At 66.1% G+C, this 16,130-nt stretch carries 17 protein-coding genes and 1 tRNA gene; 8 read left to right on the forward strand and 10 right to left on the reverse strand.

Annotation, left to right across the window (positions count from 1 at the left end; all coding sequences use genetic code 11):
* Nucleotides 1-73 precede the first annotated feature (73 nt).
* Together IC40_RS27075 and IC40_RS0103680 are read right to left on the reverse strand one after the other, a co-directional pair.
* Nucleotides 74-427, reverse strand: a complete 354-nt coding sequence (locus IC40_RS27075; protein ID WP_081843302.1) for an FmdB family zinc ribbon protein — start codon at nucleotides 425-427, stop codon at nucleotides 74-76.
* Between the two features lie 72 nt (nucleotides 428-499).
* Complete coding sequence (locus IC40_RS0103680; protein ID WP_036469249.1) at nucleotides 500-1,084, reverse strand: 5-formyltetrahydrofolate cyclo-ligase; 585 nt, start codon at nucleotides 1,082-1,084, stop codon at nucleotides 500-502.
* A gap of 53 nt (nucleotides 1,085-1,137) precedes the next feature.
* On the opposite strand from IC40_RS0103680, the gene IC40_RS0103685 reads away from it, so the two are divergent.
* From IC40_RS0103685 to IC40_RS0103705, 5 genes are all read left to right on the forward strand, one after another.
* A complete protein-coding gene (locus IC40_RS0103685) occupies nucleotides 1,138-2,049 on the forward strand; it encodes a UTP--glucose-1-phosphate uridylyltransferase (protein ID WP_030133411.1) in 912 nt (303 codons plus the stop codon).
* Nucleotides 2,050-2,088: 39 nt separating this feature from the next.
* Nucleotides 2,089-3,342 carry a molybdotransferase-like divisome protein Glp gene (glp, locus tag IC40_RS0103690; RefSeq protein WP_030133412.1) on the forward strand — a complete coding sequence of 418 codons (1,254 nt, stop codon included), beginning with the start codon at nucleotides 2,089-2,091 and terminating at the stop codon, nucleotides 3,340-3,342.
* 4 nt (nucleotides 3,343-3,346) lie between these two features.
* The gene (locus IC40_RS0103695) at nucleotides 3,347-4,000 is read left to right on the forward strand and encodes a GNAT family N-acetyltransferase (RefSeq protein ID WP_030133413.1); all 654 of its coding nucleotides are present in this window, start codon (nucleotides 3,347-3,349) and stop codon (nucleotides 3,998-4,000) included.
* A 202-nt stretch (nucleotides 4,001-4,202) separates the two neighbouring features.
* Entirely contained in the window at nucleotides 4,203-5,243 is a 1,041-nt protein-coding gene (gene sepX, locus IC40_RS0103700) for a divisome protein SepX/GlpR (RefSeq protein ID WP_030133414.1), read from the forward strand.
* 51 nt (nucleotides 5,244-5,294) lie between these two features.
* A tRNA-Ala gene (locus tag IC40_RS0103705) sits at nucleotides 5,295-5,367 on the forward strand.
* Between the two features lie 63 nt (nucleotides 5,368-5,430).
* Here IC40_RS0103705 and IC40_RS0103710 read toward each other — a convergent pair.
* From IC40_RS0103710 to IC40_RS0103720, 3 genes are read right to left on the reverse strand one after another with little or no spacing between them, the layout of a single operon-like run.
* Nucleotides 5,431-6,525 carry an NAD(P)H-dependent amine dehydrogenase family protein gene (locus IC40_RS0103710; protein WP_030133415.1) on the reverse strand — a complete coding sequence of 365 codons (1,095 nt, stop codon included), beginning with the start codon at nucleotides 6,523-6,525 and terminating at the stop codon, nucleotides 5,431-5,433.
* A gap of 25 nt (nucleotides 6,526-6,550) precedes the next feature.
* Nucleotides 6,551-7,624 (reverse strand): NAD(P)H-dependent amine dehydrogenase family protein, encoded by a 1,074-nt coding sequence (locus tag IC40_RS0103715; protein WP_030133416.1) that lies wholly within the window; start codon nucleotides 7,622-7,624, stop codon nucleotides 6,551-6,553.
* A 29-nt stretch (nucleotides 7,625-7,653) separates the two neighbouring features.
* Nucleotides 7,654-8,682 (reverse strand): Rieske 2Fe-2S domain-containing protein, encoded by a 1,029-nt coding sequence (locus IC40_RS0103720; RefSeq protein ID WP_030133417.1) that lies wholly within the window; start codon nucleotides 8,680-8,682, stop codon nucleotides 7,654-7,656.
* Between the two features lie 77 nt (nucleotides 8,683-8,759).
* Between IC40_RS0103720 and IC40_RS0103725 the strand changes: the two genes are divergently transcribed.
* The gene (locus IC40_RS0103725; RefSeq protein WP_030133418.1) at nucleotides 8,760-9,392 is read left to right on the forward strand and encodes a TetR/AcrR family transcriptional regulator; all 633 of its coding nucleotides are present in this window, start codon (nucleotides 8,760-8,762) and stop codon (nucleotides 9,390-9,392) included.
* Nucleotides 9,393-9,398: 6 nt separating this feature from the next.
* Here IC40_RS0103725 and IC40_RS0103730 read toward each other — a convergent pair whose 3' ends face one another.
* The 3 genes from IC40_RS0103730 to IC40_RS0103740 all read right to left on the reverse strand — a co-directional run bounded on the left by IC40_RS0103730 (nucleotide 9,399) and on the right by IC40_RS0103740 (nucleotide 12,021).
* Entirely contained in the window at nucleotides 9,399-10,184 is a 786-nt protein-coding gene (locus IC40_RS0103730; protein ID WP_051644261.1) for a hypothetical protein, read from the reverse strand.
* A complete protein-coding gene (locus IC40_RS0103735) occupies nucleotides 10,181-10,993 on the reverse strand; it encodes a CPBP family intramembrane glutamic endopeptidase (protein ID WP_030133420.1) in 813 nt (270 codons plus the stop codon). The genes IC40_RS0103730 and IC40_RS0103735 overlap by 4 nt, the downstream gene beginning before the upstream one ends.
* Nucleotides 10,994-11,088: 95 nt before the next feature.
* Nucleotides 11,089-12,021 (reverse strand): SDR family oxidoreductase, encoded by a 933-nt coding sequence (locus IC40_RS0103740; protein ID WP_030133421.1) that lies wholly within the window; start codon nucleotides 12,019-12,021, stop codon nucleotides 11,089-11,091.
* A gap of 87 nt (nucleotides 12,022-12,108) precedes the next feature.
* Between IC40_RS0103740 and IC40_RS0103745 the strand changes: the two genes are divergently transcribed.
* On the forward strand, nucleotides 12,109-12,939 hold the full coding sequence (locus IC40_RS0103745) for a helix-turn-helix transcriptional regulator (protein ID WP_030133422.1): 831 nt from the start codon (nucleotides 12,109-12,111) through the stop codon (nucleotides 12,937-12,939).
* Nucleotides 12,940-12,949: 10 nt separating this feature from the next.
* Here IC40_RS0103745 and IC40_RS0103750 read toward each other — a convergent pair whose 3' ends face one another.
* Nucleotides 12,950-13,429: a DUF4383 domain-containing protein gene (locus IC40_RS0103750; RefSeq protein WP_030133423.1), complete on the reverse strand. Its 480-nt coding sequence runs from the start codon at nucleotides 13,427-13,429 to the stop codon at nucleotides 12,950-12,952.
* A gap of 114 nt (nucleotides 13,430-13,543) precedes the next feature.
* Entirely contained in the window at nucleotides 13,544-15,280 is a 1,737-nt protein-coding gene (locus IC40_RS0103755) for a molybdopterin-dependent oxidoreductase (RefSeq protein ID WP_030133424.1), read from the reverse strand.
* A 58-nt stretch (nucleotides 15,281-15,338) separates the two neighbouring features.
* On the opposite strand from IC40_RS0103755, the gene IC40_RS0103760 reads away from it, so the two are divergent.
* Nucleotides 15,339-16,130 carry a bestrophin-like domain gene (locus IC40_RS0103760; protein WP_030133425.1) on the forward strand — a complete coding sequence of 264 codons (792 nt, stop codon included), beginning with the start codon at nucleotides 15,339-15,341 and terminating at the stop codon, nucleotides 16,128-16,130.

The raw sequence follows: 16,130 nt of genomic DNA on the forward strand, positions 1-16,130 counted from the left end.
CCGGTCACGCTAGGACGGTGGGCCCGGACGGCGGAAGATCGCGCCGGCGACCTGTGGATAACCCTTTCGGGGATCAGCTGGATGCGGCTGCCGGGGTCGACGAGCTCGACGATGACGTGCTGGTGGATGACGAGCTCGACGAGGACGAGGAGCTCGATGTCGAACTCGAGGAGGAACCGGAATCCGACGAGCTGCTCGAGGAGCTGTCGCCGCTGCTGCTCTTGGCGCTCGAGCTCGACGACTTGGACGAGTCGCGGCTGTCGGTGCGGTAGAAACCGCTCCCCTTGAAGACCACGCCGACCTTGCCGAACAGCTTGCGCAGCCGTCCGTTGCACTTGGGGCACGCGGTCAGCGCATCGTCACTGAACGCCTGAACCACGTCGAACCGATTGTCACACTCGGTACACGCATAGGAATAGGTAGGCACGACAACCTCCGAGACAGTCAAACTATTTGGCACTCTACCGGTCCAAGTGCCAAAACCGCTATGTGGGCCCGGTCATTCCCGGCCACCCACCGGGATGAGTCCACCACCGGGCGTCAATGCGTGCGTCACCGGCACGTCATGCGATTCGGCAGGGATCGCGTCGAGCAGTTCGTCATCACGCACCACCGCGACCAGCGGGGCCGACGGATCGGCGAGGTGCAGCGCCCGATCGTAGAAACCGGCGCCGCGGCCCAGCCTGGTGCCGTCGCGGGCCACCGCCAGCGCCGGTATCAATACCAGGTCGGCCTGCGCGATGGTGTCCGGGGCGAGCCACGGAGGTGCCGGTTCCAGGAGACCGAACGGCGCAGACACCAGCGCACCTCGGCGGTAGACGGCCCACTGCATCGGCTGCCCGGCACGGGCGATGGGCAGCAGGATGCGCGAGCCCGCCAGGCCGTCGAGCAGCGGCACCGCATCGGGATCGGCACCCGGTTCCGAACCGACCGGGATGTAGGCGGCGATGGTCTCGACATCGGCGGCCAACTGTGCCGTGTGCGTTTGCAGCGACCGTGTTTCGCGTTCACGGACCGCGGCGGGCAGTGCGCGGCGAGCCGCGAGGATCTGGCGTCGCAGGGCCGGTTTCGTCAGGATTGCCACCTTTGCGCCGACACCCTTCGCCTGAACCCCCGATGGGGATTAATGTGTCAACGATGACACAGGCAGAGGTACCGATTCCGCGGACGGCCGTCGTCCCGGCGGCTGGTCTGGGGACGCGTTTTCTTCCCGCGACGAAGACCGTCCCCAAGGAACTGTTGCCGGTGGTGGACACCCCGGGCATCGAGCTGGTGGCCGCCGAAGCCGCCGAGGCCGGTGGTGAGCGACTGATCATCGTGACCTCCGAAGGCAAAGACGGTGTCGTCGCGCACTTCGTCGAGGACCTCATCCTGGAGGGCACGCTGGAGGCCCGCGGTAAACACGTGATGTTGGAGAAGGTGCGCCGCGCACCGGCTCTGATCAAGGTCGAGGCCGTCGTGCAGGCCGAGCCGCTGGGCCTCGGTCACGCCGTCGGTTGTGTCGAGGAGAAGTTGCTGCCCGACGAGGACGCCATCGCCGTCCTGCTGCCCGATGACCTGGTGTTGCCGACCGGTGTGCTGGAAACCATGTCGAAGGTCCGCGCCAAGCGCGGTGGTTCGGTGCTGTGCGCCATCGAGGTGCCCCAGGACGAGATCAGTGCCTACGGTGTCTTCGATGTCGAGGTGGTGCCGGACGCGGCCAATCCGAACGTGCTCAAGGTCAACGGCATGGTGGAGAAGCCCAAGGCCGAGGATGCGCCGTCGCCCTATGCGGCGGCCGGCCGTTACGTGTTGGACCGCGCGATCTTCGATGCCTTGCGGCGCGTCGACCGCGGCGTCGGCGGGGAGATCCAGCTCACCGATGCCATCCAGTTGTTGATCGACGAGGGACATCCGGTGCATGTCGTGGTGCACCGCGGCTCCCGACACGACTTGGGAAATCCCGGCGGGTACCTCAAGGCTGCGGTTGACTTTGCGCTAGAACGCGACGACTACGGACCGGAGCTGCGGCGCTGGTTGGTCGAGCGATTGGGCCTGGCCGAGAACTGACGACGCACGGCGGGTCTTCGAAGAGGAGAAAGGCATGCAGTGCGTTCGGTTGAGGAGCAGCAGGCTCGAGTAGCGGCCGCTGCGGTGGCTCCGCGGCCGGTGCGCGTCGCCATCGCCGAATCCCAGGGGCTGATGTGTGCCGAGGAGGTCGTCACCGAACGACCTCTTCCGGGGTTCGACCAGGCCGCCATCGACGGCTATGCCGTGCGCAGTGTGGATGTGCTGTCGGTCGGCGGGACCGATGACGACGGGCTGAACCGGGAGGTCAGTCTGCCGGTGGTCGGCGAGATCGCGGCCGGGGCGCGGACCCCGAGCCGGCTGCAGCCACGGCAGGCCGCGCGGGTGCAGACCGGTGCGCCGATGCCGACGCTGGCCGATGCGGTGTTGCCGCTGCGCTGGACCGACGGCGGGCAGTCCCGGGTGCGCGTGCTGCGCGGTGTCCGCTCGGGGGCGTATGTGCGGCGCACCGGCGATGATGTGCAGCCCGGTGATGTCGCGGTGCGCGCGGGCACGATCATCGGTCCGGCCCAGGTGGGTCTGCTGGCCGCCGTCGGGCGCGACAAGGTGATGGTCCATCCGCGGCCCCGGATGACGGTGCTGTCGGTCGGCGGTGAGCTGGTCGACGTCTCGCGCACCCCGGGCAACGGCCAGGTGTACGACGTGAACTCCTACGCGCTGGCCGCGGCCGGCCGCGATGCCGGCGCCGAGGTGAACCGGGTCGGCATCGTCGACACCGATCCGGCGGCCCTGCGTGAGGTGGTCGAGGGTCAGATCAGCCGGTCCGAGGTGGTCGTGATCGCCGGTGCGGTCGGGGGAGCGGCGGCCGAGTCGGTGCGGGCGGTGCTCGCCGAACTGGGCGAGATGGAGGTGGCGCGCATCGCGATGCACCCCGGTTCGGTCCAGGGTTTCGGGCAGTTGGGGCGCGACGGGGTGCCGGTGTTCCTGCTGCCGGCCAATCCGGTGAGCGCGCTGGTGGTCTTCGAGGTGATGGTGCGCCCACTGATCCGGATGTCGCTGGGTAAGCGGCAACCGCTGCGTCGGGTCATCCAGGCGCGGACGTTGGCGCCGATCACCTCGGTCGCCGGCCGTAAGGGCTATCTGCGCGGCCAGTTGATGCGCGATCAGGACACCGGCGAGTACCTGGTGCAGGCGCTCGGCGGCGCGCCCGGCGCGTCCTCGCATCTGCTGGCCACCCTCGCCGAGGCCAACTGTCTGGTGATCGTGCCCAGCGAGGCCGAACAGATCCGTACCGGCGAGGTCGTCGACGTCGCCTTCCTGGCACAACGCGGATAAACGCGTGACTCGCTGGCGCACCAGCCCCGCCCACCCCGGCTGGCCGGTTCCGGTGGGGCCGCTGCGCGTGCCCGGCGGGGTGGTGACCCTGCGCCCGGTGCGGTTGCGTGACGGCGCCCAGTGGAGCCGATTGCGGTTGGCCGAGCGTGCCCACCTCGAACCGTGGGAGCCCAGCTCGGAAGTGAGTTGGGAAGCGCGCCATGCCCTTTCGTCGTGGCCGGCGGTGTGCTCGGGTCTGCGGGGTGAGGCCCGGCGGGGGCGGATGTTGCCGTTCGTCATCGAGTTGGACGGTCAGTTCGCCGGTCAGCTCACGATAGGAAACGTCACGCACGGGGCGTTGCGCTCGGCGTGGATCGGTTACTGGGTGACCAAACAGTCCAATGGTGCGGGGGTGGCGACCGCGGCGTTGGCGCTCGGTCTGGATCATGCGTTCGGGCCGGTCATGTTGCACCGGGTGGAGGCCACCGTGCGGCCGGAGAACGCGGCGAGTCGGGCGGTGCTGGCGAAGGCGGGATTCCGCGAGGAGGGGCTGCTCAAGCGCTACCTCGACGTCGACGGCGGGTGGCGCGACCATCTGCTGGTGGCGTTGACCATCGAGGAGGTCCAGGGTTCGGTGGCCGCGACCCTGGTGCGCGCCGGCCGGGCCAGCTGGACCTGACTGGTGAAACGCGCGTATCCGGGTGCTGGGGCTCCTACGGCACCGGAAATTCGCGGCCCGGAGACGACAACTGTTACTGATGTGACTTAAGTGACTAATGGTGCTTGTATCTGGTGAATTACAGGTGTGTAATTGACCTCGGCGCGCCGCACATGGATGCGCAGGTCACCGACCTAGCCTGATGGGGAAAGGAGCAGGCGACATGCCAAGCATCCCCCAATCTCTGTTGTGGATCTCCCTCGTCGTTCTCTGGCTTTTCGTGCTGGTGCCGATGTTGGTGAGCAAACGAGACAATGTCCGGCGCACCAGTGACGTCGCCCTGGCGACTCGGGTGCTCAACTCGGGACGCAATGCGCGCCTGCGCCGGCCGCGAGCCAGCGCCGGGCACCACAGCGACCCGGACTGGAAACCCGCCGCCGACGACGAGTTCGACGCCGACCTGGAGGCCGAGCTCGACGAGCAGACCGGACAGCGCAAGCGTGCCGTCGTGCTCGCCGCGGCCACCGAGGAGCCCGCCGAATCGCCGTATCTGGATGTCGACATCGTCGACGAGGACTCCGGTGCGCTGCCCATGGGCTCCCTGCGTGTCGAGGATCCCGAGGCGCCGGTGACCGAGGAACTGACGCTCGACTTCGACGGTGCCGAGGCGAAGGCGGAACCGACCGTCGAGCACGCGGCCGAGGAAGCTGCCGAGAAGTCGGTGTCCGAGGATCCGGTCACCGATGACTACGAGTATGTCGAGGACACTGCGGGGCTTGAGGTCGAGGACGACGATGTCGCCGGAGACCCGGAGCTCGCCGAATCGATGGCCAGCGCTCGCCGCAACCGCTACGAGTCCAAGACGGCGCAGGCTGTCAGTGCCCGCAAGTACACCTTCCGCAAGCGGATGCTGCTGGGCATGTCGGTGACGTTGATGACCTCGACGCTGCTGGCCTTGATCGTCTCGCCCAGCCTGTGGTGGCTGGCGGGCATGGCCGGTGCGGTCACCGTGCTCTACCTGGCATACCTGCGACGTCAGACGCGCATCGAGGAGCAGCTGCGCCGCCGCCGCGCCCAGCGGATGATGCGGTCGCGGCTGGGTGTGGAGAACACCGAGGACGGCGAGTTCGACGTGGTGCCCGCACGGCTGCGCCGCCCCGGGGCGGCCGTCCTGGACATCGACGACGAGGACCCGATCTTCGAGCACCTGGACTACGCATCGTTCGCGCGGCATTACGATCTGCCGCGCGCGGCCGGTCAGTAGCAGCCGGTTTCGGTTGCCGAGGGTCTTCCTGGTAGCCTCCTAACCGGTCAAGGGGCTATAGCGCAGTTGGTAGCGCGTCTCGTTCGCATCGAGAAGGTCAGGGGTTCGATTCCCCTTAGCTCCACTTCACATGACGTTGTTCGGTGAGCGCATCGGTCGCCGGTTTTCTAAGATTTGGGCCTGCCGATCAGAGATTCTTCTGCGTCGCCGCCGCAGCCGGAATATGCGCCGCGATGGCGGGCAGATCGGCGTAGGTGGCGATACCCGGCCGGGCCGCACACACCGCCGGAATCGCGTTGATCAACGGACCCGCGGTGATGCGCAGGCCGATGCTGCGCATCCGCTGCGGGGTGAGATCGGCAAGATCGGCATCGGTGGGCATCAGATCGACCCGAACGTGCACGTTCGGGTCGCCGACCACCTCGATGCGGTATCCGTGCTCGACGGTCCACGGCGGGTCGAGTGCCTCGGTGGCGACCCAGCGCTGTGTGACCGTGAGAACCTCGCGACCGCCGACCACGCCGAACCACCGAACGTCCATGGCGCCGACGTGGCCCTTGGGCAGGGACACCCCGTCAGTGATCACATCCTCGGTCGTATGGGCGAAATCGACTGTGCAGTCGATGCTGTCGAGCTCGACGTTCGTGAGGCGCGCGAGGACGTCGACCGCCTCGGCGAACACGGCGGTGCCGCGACGCACATCCTCGACATGGCCCGGATCGTCCCTGGGTCGACCCCAGCCCACCGCTTGGAAGTTGGCATCACCGATGAACTGGGCGACGTTGACCGACTCGGTCATCGACACCCGCCGCACGTCGGTCGACACCCCGCTGGAGATGGCGGCCACCAGCTGCGCGAAACCGGGATTCATGCCACTGCCGAACAGCGTCGCTCCGCCCGCCCGGCCCGCGGCATCGATATCGGCGCGCTCGACGTCGGTGAGATTGCGACCGGTGAGGAACTCCGCGCTGGTGACGATGTTGACACCGGCGCGCAGGATCCGCTGTACCTCCGCGGGATCGAAGTGCAGCGGGTTGTAGACGACGCAGTCCGGCCGCGTAGCGAGCAGCGCGTCGACGTCATCGGTGGCCCGGACACCGATGTCGTCGCCGAGGCCGCACAACTGCCCCACATCCACCCCGACCTTCCCCGGGGAGTGGGCGTAGGCGCCCACCAGCTGCATATCGGGTCGGGCGAGCACCGCGCGCACCGCTTCGGCCGCGACGTTGCCCGTTGTCCATTGCACCACGCGCAGAACGGGTTCGGGGTGTGGCAGCGTCATGCGGCCTCCTGATGATTCGGTGCCGCTAGAGTTTGAAGCGGCCGGCGAAGCCGCGCAGTGGAAGGTCGGCACTGGTGATGATGCCGGGTGCGGCCGCGACCACGGATTTGATGGAGTGCAGTGCGGGCATCCCCGTCACCGTCATCCCGATGGAGGCGAAGTTGTCCGGATTCGACAGGTCGACTCCGGGTTTGGGGAAGATCATGTGCTTGTTGTAGATGTTGGGGTCGCCCTTGATCTGAGTGATGTAGCAGCCCTTGATATCCCAGCTGGGATCGGTGTGCGGGGTCATCTGCCATTCCAGATGGGTTTCCACCCGTGGTACGCCGTCGACCGTGCCGACGTACTTGATGTAGTTGCCGCCGAGGGATCCCTTGGGGAGCTGGTACCAGCCCAGGTCGACATCCTTGGTGCATGCCCCCAGCTCGTACTCGAACTTCACCTCGTCGAGCTCGAGTCCGAAACAGTCGGCCATCATGTACACCGAGTCGGCGAACACCTCGGTGTACTTGCGCAGCTTGTCCGGGATCGAGGGATCGTCGACGGGTTGCCCATAGCCGACCTCGATCCAGGTGTCCTTGGAGTGATGGCATGACACGTCGACGGATTCGATGGTGGTGACGTTCTCGATCTCGGCGACATCGGCCGAGCACACCACGCCGAGAATCTGATTCACACCCGGATTCATCCCGGTGCCGTAGAACGTCGCACCGCCCTTCTCGCACGCCTCCTGGAGAAGCCGGCTGACGAGCTTGCCCGACGGGTGCGGGTGGTTGGTGTCGCGGTGGAACCCGGTGATCCAGTCGGCGGTGGTGACGATGTTGATCCCGGCCTCAAGGACTTTGACATACAGGTCCTCATCGGGGAACACACCGTGGAAGGTCAGCACATCGGGCTTGGCGGCGATGATCTCCTCGACGGTGCCGGTGGCGATCACCCCGTTGGGCGCAATCCCGGCCAGCTCGCCGGCGTCCCTGCCGATCTTGTCCGGCGAGTAGCAGTGCACACCGATCAGTTCGAGATCGGGTTCATCGGCTATCCGCTTGATCATCTCGGAGCCGACGTTGCCGGTCGCGACCTGGAAAACCTTGATTGCCATCGAAAACCTCTCTGGGTCAGATCGTTTGGTCAGTGTGTGGCTCGGGCAGCCAGGTCGGCGGCGCTGCCGCCTTTGCCATCCGGGTAGAACTTCAGGGCCCAGTTGCGGATCGCGGTGAACCCCTTCATCTCCGAACTGGCGAGCGCGGGAGGGTCGGAATAGCGCTGATGGGACCAGATATGGATGTCCTGGCGGAACTGTCGGATGACCTCGGCGCCGAACTCCTCGGCCTTGACGCGGGCGCGCTCGGGGTTGCGCACCTCGCCTTTCGGCCGTCCGATGTAGACCATGAAGCGGATGTCGGAGGTGCGCTCGTCGACCGGCGTGATGGCCGAGATGGTGCGGTTGTCGATCATTCCCCAACTCTTGGTCACGGCGATACCCAGGCCGCCGTTGATCGCCTCGACGCCGCTGTTGATGTCCTCGATTCGCTGCCCGTCGTCACCCTCGAAGGTGATGGTGAAATCGACATAGGACACCGGCTCGTCGAAGTCGTGCCGGGTGAAGATCGGGTTGATGGGCGTGCCGTGCACGTACTTGAAATGTGCGAAATCCACGCCATTTTCGAGCACGTACTGTGGATGCATCTCACGCCCGGGCTCGAACAGTCGCTGCTGCGGGTAGTAGTCGGCCTCGCTGGTGCCGTCGCCGAAGCTGGCGAACACGTCGGGGGCGTCGAAGAACGGCTCCCGGTCCTCGATGTCATGCCAGATGTAGATCGACGCGTTGCGTTCGGTCACCGGATAGGTCTTGATGCGACGTCCGCGGTTGGGCCGATTCTCGTAGGGAATACAGACGTTACGGCCCTGCTGATTCCACTGCCAGCCGTGGAAGGGACATTGCAGCACCTCGCCATGGACGGTGCCGCCGTATCCGAGGTGGGCACCGAGATGCTCGCAGTAGGCGTCCATCACGGTGACCTGCCCGGACTCGGAGCGCCAGGCGATCAGCTCTCGATCGAAATACTTCATGGGGTGGACCGCGCCGATACCGACCTCGTCGGACCAGGCGACCTGGAACCAGCCGGTGGGCTTCATGGACAGGGGCGGCTTGGCCATGCGGGAAGCATAGAACAATCAATGAAACTTGCATAGTGGCCTTTATGATTTTGCCCGATGCGCGATATCCTCGACTGATGACCGACACGGCCGAGGCCTCCATGCCGGCACGTCGCCCGAATCGGCGCGGCCAGGCGACCCGCGAGAACATGCTGGAGGCCGCGTTGAAGGCGCTGGCCTCGGGTGATCCCGCATCGGTATCGGCCAACCGGATAGCCAAGGACATCGGCGCCACCTGGGGCGCCGTGCAGTACCAATTCGGTGACGCCGACGGCTTCTGGGCCGCCGTGCTTCATCGCACGGCACAACGCCGAGCCGATGTGTTCGCATCGTTCAGCACCGACCCCGTCTTGAGCAAGCGCGTCGCCAACATCATCGACACCCTTTTCGAGGGTCTCGATTCGCCGGATTCCCGGGCCATCGAGAACCTGCGTGCGGCATTGCCACGCGATCATGCCGAACTGGAGCGGTTGTATCCGCAGACCGCGGCCGAGCTGTACTCCTGGGGTCGGTCATGGCTGGAGATCTGCCGCAACGCATTCGAGGATCTCGGCGCCGACCCGGATCGCGTGCGTGAGGTCGCCACGCTGATCCCGGGGGCTATGCGCGGTCTGGTCTCGGAGCGCCAGCTCGGCTCATATTCGGACCTGGACCTCGCGCGCCGTGGGTTGACCAATGCACTGGTTGCCTACCTGGAAGCTGAAGGCTGAGGGGCACTAACCCATTCCCAGCATCGCACGCAGCGATGCGTCCGGGTCCGTCGCCGAGATGACGCTGTATGCGGCGACCAGCAGCCCGCCCACCGCATTCAGGGAGGTCAAGGTCAACAGCGCCGTGTACATTCGCGCGGCGCGCCGGTCGCGGCCGCGTGCGGTGGTGCGCCGGCGCCACGGCCTGAGTGCACCGGCCACGGCCAGCGCCGTCAGCGCTGCGGTGCCCACCGCCAGCACCCAGTGATACCGACTCACCTGCTCCAGCAGCTCGGTCATTGCGGGAGTGTCGGCCAGTGCGTCGGCGGGCAGCGAGCCCGGCGTTGTCCACGGCAACAGTGCGACCATCGGGACGGCGGTGGCCTGGACATTGATGACCAGCAGCCAGCAGGCCGCGAAGGCCAGGACACCGGCAACGTTGGCCGCCAACCCATATGACACGGCATGCCGGCCCTCCCGGCTCAGGTAGCGCGTCCAGCATGCGGCGGCGAGGATCGCGAAGGACAGCACCAGCGCGACGCTGATCCCGATCTTGATGGCGTGCCATTGGAACCAATAGTCGGACAGCCGCGCCAGTTCCGGTGGTAGGGCGGGAGTGGGTGAAATCAGGAATTGTTTCAGCGCCGAGGTCACCGCGTCAGGCATCCCGTCGACATCTGCATATTCGGGAAACGAACGTTTCAGTAGTTCGGCGGGTCCGCGGATGAACGCAGCCACCAGCAGCGCCCCGCCCCCTGCGCTCAGCGCAACGGTCCACCGGTAACGCGCAATTCGATCGAATGCCGTTGTCATGTCAAGCTCCGCGACCGCCGTCGGATTGCGGGCAGGTGGCCGGTCACCGCACCGATGGTCAGCACCGCGACGGTAGTGCCGAGCAACACGAGAATGCCGGTGTCACCGGCCAAGTACTCATTCACCGCCACCGGATACGTCGTGCTGATCACCGATGCACCCAACCACCCGAACGCGACGTTGTGTGCCATATGGGCCATCACGGCGGGCCAGACACTGCCTGACAGGTCCCGCAGCATGCCGAACAACACCGAGAACATGATCACACCGACCACGAAGAGGATCAGCACGAGCCCACGGTTGCCCACGGCGTGGTATCCGTTGGTGAACAGAATGTAGGGCAGATGCCATGTCGCCCAACACACACCGATCACCGCATAGCTGCACCACGGGTCCATCCACGAGGTCAACCGTGGCTGAAGGTAACCGCGCCAGCCGATCTCCTCGGCGGCCGCCAGGACGGTACCGGTCACCAGCAGAACGCCGAGATCGACAAGCCCATCGCGCGACGGCGTGACGAGGTGGCCGAGGCCGCTGACCACGACGGCCATGGCGGCGACCAGTGAGGTCCCCGCGGTGGCCAACACCGCCGCCGGCCACCAACGAAACCCGGCCCCGATGAGACCCAGACCTCGCCATCCGGCGCCACGGTAGCCGTCCCGCGTCACGACGAACATCATGACGATGGTCACCATCAGCGGAGAAACCGCGAGGATCGCGCCGTCCGCCACGGTGGCCGTGGCGCATGCGATGCCGACGACCACGACCATGAACAGCGCCGACGCCGAACGATCGGAGAGTGTGAACACGCCGGCAACTCTGCTGTGCGGCCAACGGATCCACCAGGGGGAAATCCCCCGTAAAGGGTGCGGAGAACCCCGAAACACCAGTGCGTGCCGGTGCCTCAGCCGAACCGCACCCCGGTCAGTTGTTCCGAGAGGTCCCACAGCCGGTCCGCAGCGGGGCTGTCCCGCAGGGGTTTCCACAGTTTCTGCACACCGGGTGGTCCACCCGCGTTACCCGGCCACTGGGGACCGTAGAACCCACCGGGATCGGTGGCCGTCGCCGCCATCAGCGCCGGGAGTTGTGCGGTCGCCACGGTGCCGACGAGTAGCCCGCGAGCCGAGAGCCACCTGATGAACCGAACCTGGGCGGTGTCCTCGGTCCTGCCCATCTCGGGGCGGGCGGCCAGCAAGCTGGTCGGAGCGACGCCGGGATGGGAGATGGTGCTGCTGATCTCCCAGCCGGCCGCGGCGCTGCGCCGGGCCAGCTCCAATCCGAACAACCCGCAGGCGATCTTGGACTGCCGGTAGGCCGACATCGCGTCGTAGGTGAGCTCCCAGTTGGGGTCGGTCCAGTTGATCTGCCCGCCGCGCGCGGCGACGCTGGTCTGTGTGGTGACGCGGGCCCCACCGGCCCGCAACACCGGCAACAGCGCCCCGGTCAGGGCAAAGTGGCCGAGATGGTTTGTGCCGAATTGCAATTCGAAACCGTCGACGGTGTTCTCGCGCCGAGGGGGTGTCATCACTCCGGCGTTGTTGACGAGAAGATGGATCGGAGCGCCCTCGTCGCACAGCCGTTCGCCGAGTAAGCGCACCGAGGCCAGCGACGCCAGGTCGAGTGATTCCAGTCGCAGTCGCGCCGCCGGGTGCCGTGACCGGATCACCGCGGCGGCCGCCTCACCTTTCACTCGATTGCGGACGGGCATCAGCACCTCCGCGCCGGCGCCGGCGAGCCGGGTTGCGATGCCGAGTCCGATGCCATCGCTGGCGCCGGTCACGACGGCACGGCGTCCGGTGAGATCGGGTAGGGAGATTTCGTATCGTCCAGGTGGCATACAGACGACACTGCCGGTGATGGTGCGCGATAACCATGGACGGACGATCCGTGGTTGAGCTGCCCGGCGCGCAGCACAATGGCGGTCATGATCGATCGACGGGGACTGGCGGATTTCCTCATCCACCGGCGCGATGCGCTGCAGCCCGAGGATGTCGGGTTACCCCGCGGCCGGCGCCGCCGCACCACCGGTCTGCGCCGGGAGGAGGTGGCTGCGCTGTGCCACATGTCCACCGATTACTACTCGCGCCTGGAGCAGGAGCGCGGACCCCAGCCGTCGGAGCAGATGATTGCCGCGATCGCGCAGGGCCTGCATCTGACCCGCGACGAGCGCGACCACCTGTTCCGGTTGGCGGGCCACCGGCCGCCGGTGCGCGGGTCGGGAACCGACCATGTGGGACCCGGCATGTTGCGGATCTTCGACCGGCTGGCCGATACCCCCGCCGAGATCGTCACCGAGCTGGGGGAGACGCTGCGCCAGACGCCGATGGGTGTCGCGTTGATGGGGGACCTGACCCGGCACACCGGTGCCGCGCGCAGCAGCGGATACCGGTGGTTCACCGATCCGACCGCACGCGACCTCTACCCACCAGAGGACCACGAGTTCTATTCGCGCATGTATGTTTCCGGGCTGCGGGGACTGCTCGGGATCCGCGGGCCGGAGTCGCGAGCGGCCGAACTGGCGGCTCTGCTCGCCGAGCAGAGCGCGGAGTTCCGTGCGCACTGGGACCGCCATGAGATCGGCATCAGACCTCGCGAGGTCAAGCGCTACGTCCATCCCGAGGTCGGTGCGCTCGAACTGAACTGTCAGATCTTGCTGGACCCCGAGGAGTCGCACACGTTGCTGGTCTACACCGCCGCGCCGGGCAGTCAGAGTTACGAGAAACTGCAACTGCTGTCGGTGCTGGCAACCGGTTGACCGCCGGAACCTACTGCCGAGCAGTAGGTTCCGCAGTCACCCGGCGTCCCAGCACGAAGCCCAGGGCCAGCATGCCGATCGCCAAACCGAGATGCAGCCAGTTGTCGGCGTCGTTGACCGGAACGAAGTTCATCGCGCTCTGATGGTCGATCACCAGGCCGTAGATGAACAGCACCAGATAGACGGCACCGCCGCCGATCAGGTAACCGCGGGCCGACGTGAAGGTGCGCGCCAGCGCGATGCCGGCGACACCGAAGGCCAGATGTACGAGATTGTGCAAGACCGACACATTGAAGATACCCAGCAGGGCGGCCTCGGAATGGTGGCCCGCGAAGGCCAGCTGGTCGTAGTGCGCGGTGATACCCGGTATGAACCCGAGGATTCCGACCAGCAGGAACACCACCCCGACGGCCAATGAGGCCTTCTGAACCGGCGTGCGAGCGGTGGCGGTGGATGTGGTGGTGGCGGGCGTCGAATGGGGCTCGGTCATGGGGATCCTCACGTAGGTGGGCGGACGGGTCGTCGCTCCCCCTTGTCTTGAGGATGTTCGTCGACCAGGGCGGCTTACCCGTTGACGCTCGCGGCAAACAGGACACCCTGGCTTTCAGATGGGCATCCGGAAGCCGAAGTACTCGTGGTCTTCGTTGTAGCCACCGTGCCCCTTGCCGATGTGCTCGAAACTGTCGACGAATTCGATGGATTCGATCCACTTAACCTGTTTGAACCCCAGTTCGACCTCGTTGCGCAAACGCAGCGGTGCGCCGTGGGTCTCGGTGAGCGGGGCGTCGTTCATCTCGTAGGCCAACAAGGCCATCGGATGACGCATGTGGCTGATCTTGTGGCAGTCGTAGTAGCGTCCGGCACCCGGTTCGGACCCGTCTGCCATCGAGTAGAAGACCACCCAGCGCGCGGACGGCAGCGGCCGGACGATATCGAGGATGTCCGCCATGCGGACGCCGCCCCACTTGGCCACGCCAGACCAGCCCTGGATGCAGTAGTGCTGGGTTATCTGTTCATGTTTGAGCATCGCGAGTAGATCGGCATAACTGAATTCGGTCGGGTTCTCCACCTGCCCGCCCACCCGCAGGGTGTAACCGGACCAGTAGCCGGCAGCCAACTCCCGATACGTCGATGACGCCGGCAGGGTTCCGTTCGGCCAGAAGTACGCGGAGATGTCCCTCTCGGAGTACTCGGCCTTGGGGTGCACCCATTCCATCAGTCCCTTGATCCATCCGATCGCGAATCGACCCACTCGTTGCACGATGCGCGGGTACCGCAGGGTGGCGGGGGACGCCAGCATCCACAGGGCGACGATCACCGCCATCGCGATGAGATACATGACCAATGCCCATGGGGATTCGGTGTCGGTACCGAAGACGATGTGGTTGAGATTGCCGACCAGGCCGGTCGTGAAGACCATGATGGTATGGATGGCGATGAAGAAAACCATCCACACCAGAACCAGGAAATGCACCGAGCGCGCGACCTGACGGTTGGCCGGTCCGGCACCGAGGCCGAATCGGGCGGCGATCGCCGGTGCCTGCAGTATGCCGGTGAGGAAAGCCAATGGCGCGAAGACGAATACCGTCAGGAAGTACGCGATCAACTGCAGCGCGTTGTAGGCGACGAAGCCGTCATTGGCCGGGAAATCCAGGGACAGGTACTGCACCATCGTCGACAGCGCGTTGGGGAGCACATCCCAGGACTGCGGAACGATGCGACGCCACTGACCGGTGGCCAACAGCAGGATGTAGAACACGGCACCATTGAGTAACCACAGGGCATCGAAGGTGAGATGCCACCAGCGCGCCAGGCCGATCGTGTGTCGGACACCGGGTATGCCAAGCCATTTCGGCAAGGACACCGAGTCGTCCTTGGCGGTCCACACCCGTGCCGGGTCGGCAGGGTCGAGTCGATCGGCAGGTATCGGCCCGCGAAGTCGCAGCCACGCAGTACCCGGTGTGCTGCCCGAATTGAGATACAGCCGAGGGTGGTCGGCCAGGATCTGCAGACCGGCTCGGATGATGAACATCATGAAGACGATGTTGAACAGGTGACTCCAGCGCAGCCAGGCCGGTAATCCTGGTTCGATACCGCCCAGAGGCGCAGACGTTCCGGGATAACGCTCGATGAACTCCTGCATCCACTCGTGCTGACGAAGGTGCTGGGCGATGGCGACGCCGACGATCAATGCGGCGATCGTCAGCGGCACGAGCCACGCCGTGCTGACCCAGCGGCGTCCGATCCGGATGACGGGGACCGTGGCCTGCTCGTCGGCAATCCCGCCTGCCCACTCGCCCTGGCGGATACGTTCATGATTCGACGTGTGATCAGTCACCACGGGGCAGACCTTAGACGACCGCATCGACGCCGGGACCGGATCGCTTTACAGTCAGCCGATGAGCGCTTGGTTGGTTGAACATGTTCCCGCGGGTGCCCTGTTGGTCCTCCTGGTGGTGCTGATCGCCGGCGGGGCGGTTCTGCTGCAGATGCTGGTACGCCGGCGATTCCCGGGGCTGCAGGGTGATGACCACAACGACGTCGTCCGATTCACCTACGGGGTGATCGGTTTCGTCTACGCCTTCTTCATCGGTTTCGTCGTCTCGTCCATGTGGGGCCATATCAACACAGCCGATGCCAACGTCAGGGCCGAGGGCGCGGCGGCGGTTCAACTGGCAAGGGACACTGCGGCTTTCGCCGACGTGGACGCTCAGCGGCTGCGCGGCGTCCTGCTCGAATACGGTGAGGCGGTGCTCCAGGAGTGGCCCGGCGGGAATGCGACCACCACACCCGAGGCCGACCGGGCGCTGGCCGCGGTGTACCGGGCATACGGTGAGCTCGAGGCGTCCACCGACGCCCAGCGCAGCCGGTTGACCACATCGCTGGGCAATCTGGACAAGGTGAGCCAGGCCCGCACGGTCCGCCTGCTGCAGGCGCATGATGACGACGGCGCGCCGTGGCCGTTGTGGGGTGTCATCTTCTTGACCAGCACGCTGGTGCTGGGCACCGCCATCATCTACGGAGTCGAGCGGTCCACGATGCACTACCCGATGGTGGCGATCGTCGGTGTGCTGGTGGCGACGAACTTGTTCCTGGTGCTGCAGTTGTCCCACCCGTTCATCGGCGACGCGGCGACCTCGGCCGACCCGCTGCGCGAGTTCGTCACCGTGCTACACCAGCCGCGCGGCTAG

This window comes from Mycolicibacterium neoaurum ATCC 25795 (assembly GCF_000691525.1).
Lineage (GTDB): Bacteria > Actinomycetota > Actinomycetes > Mycobacteriales > Mycobacteriaceae > Mycobacterium > Mycobacterium neoaurum.

Excerpts from the sequence above, each read along its gene's own strand:
- IC40_RS0103685 (WP_030133411.1), top strand. The coding sequence starts at position 1,138 with ATGACACAGGCAGAGGTACCGATTCCGCGGACGGCCGTCGTCCCGGCG.
- sepX (WP_030133414.1), top strand. The coding sequence starts at position 4,203 with ATGCCAAGCATCCCCCAATCTCTGTTGTGGATCTCCCTCGTCGTTCTC.
- IC40_RS0103710 (WP_030133415.1), bottom strand. The coding sequence starts at position 6,525 with ATGACGCTGCCACACCCCGAACCCGTTCTGCGCGTGGTGCAATGGACA.
- IC40_RS0103715 (WP_030133416.1), bottom strand. The coding sequence starts at position 7,624 with ATGGCAATCAAGGTTTTCCAGGTCGCGACCGGCAACGTCGGCTCCGAG.
- IC40_RS0103720 (WP_030133417.1), bottom strand. The coding sequence starts at position 8,682 with ATGGCCAAGCCGCCCCTGTCCATGAAGCCCACCGGCTGGTTCCAGGTC.
- IC40_RS0103725 (WP_030133418.1), top strand. The coding sequence starts at position 8,760 with ATGACCGACACGGCCGAGGCCTCCATGCCGGCACGTCGCCCGAATCGG.
- IC40_RS0103730 (WP_051644261.1), bottom strand. The coding sequence starts at position 10,184 with ATGACAACGGCATTCGATCGAATTGCGCGTTACCGGTGGACCGTTGCG.
- IC40_RS0103740 (WP_030133421.1), bottom strand. The coding sequence starts at position 12,021 with ATGCCACCTGGACGATACGAAATCTCCCTACCCGATCTCACCGGACGC.
- IC40_RS0103745 (WP_030133422.1), top strand. The coding sequence starts at position 12,109 with ATGATCGATCGACGGGGACTGGCGGATTTCCTCATCCACCGGCGCGAT.
- IC40_RS0103750 (WP_030133423.1), bottom strand. The coding sequence starts at position 13,429 with ATGACCGAGCCCCATTCGACGCCCGCCACCACCACATCCACCGCCACC.
- IC40_RS0103760 (WP_030133425.1), top strand. The coding sequence starts at position 15,339 with ATGAGCGCTTGGTTGGTTGAACATGTTCCCGCGGGTGCCCTGTTGGTC.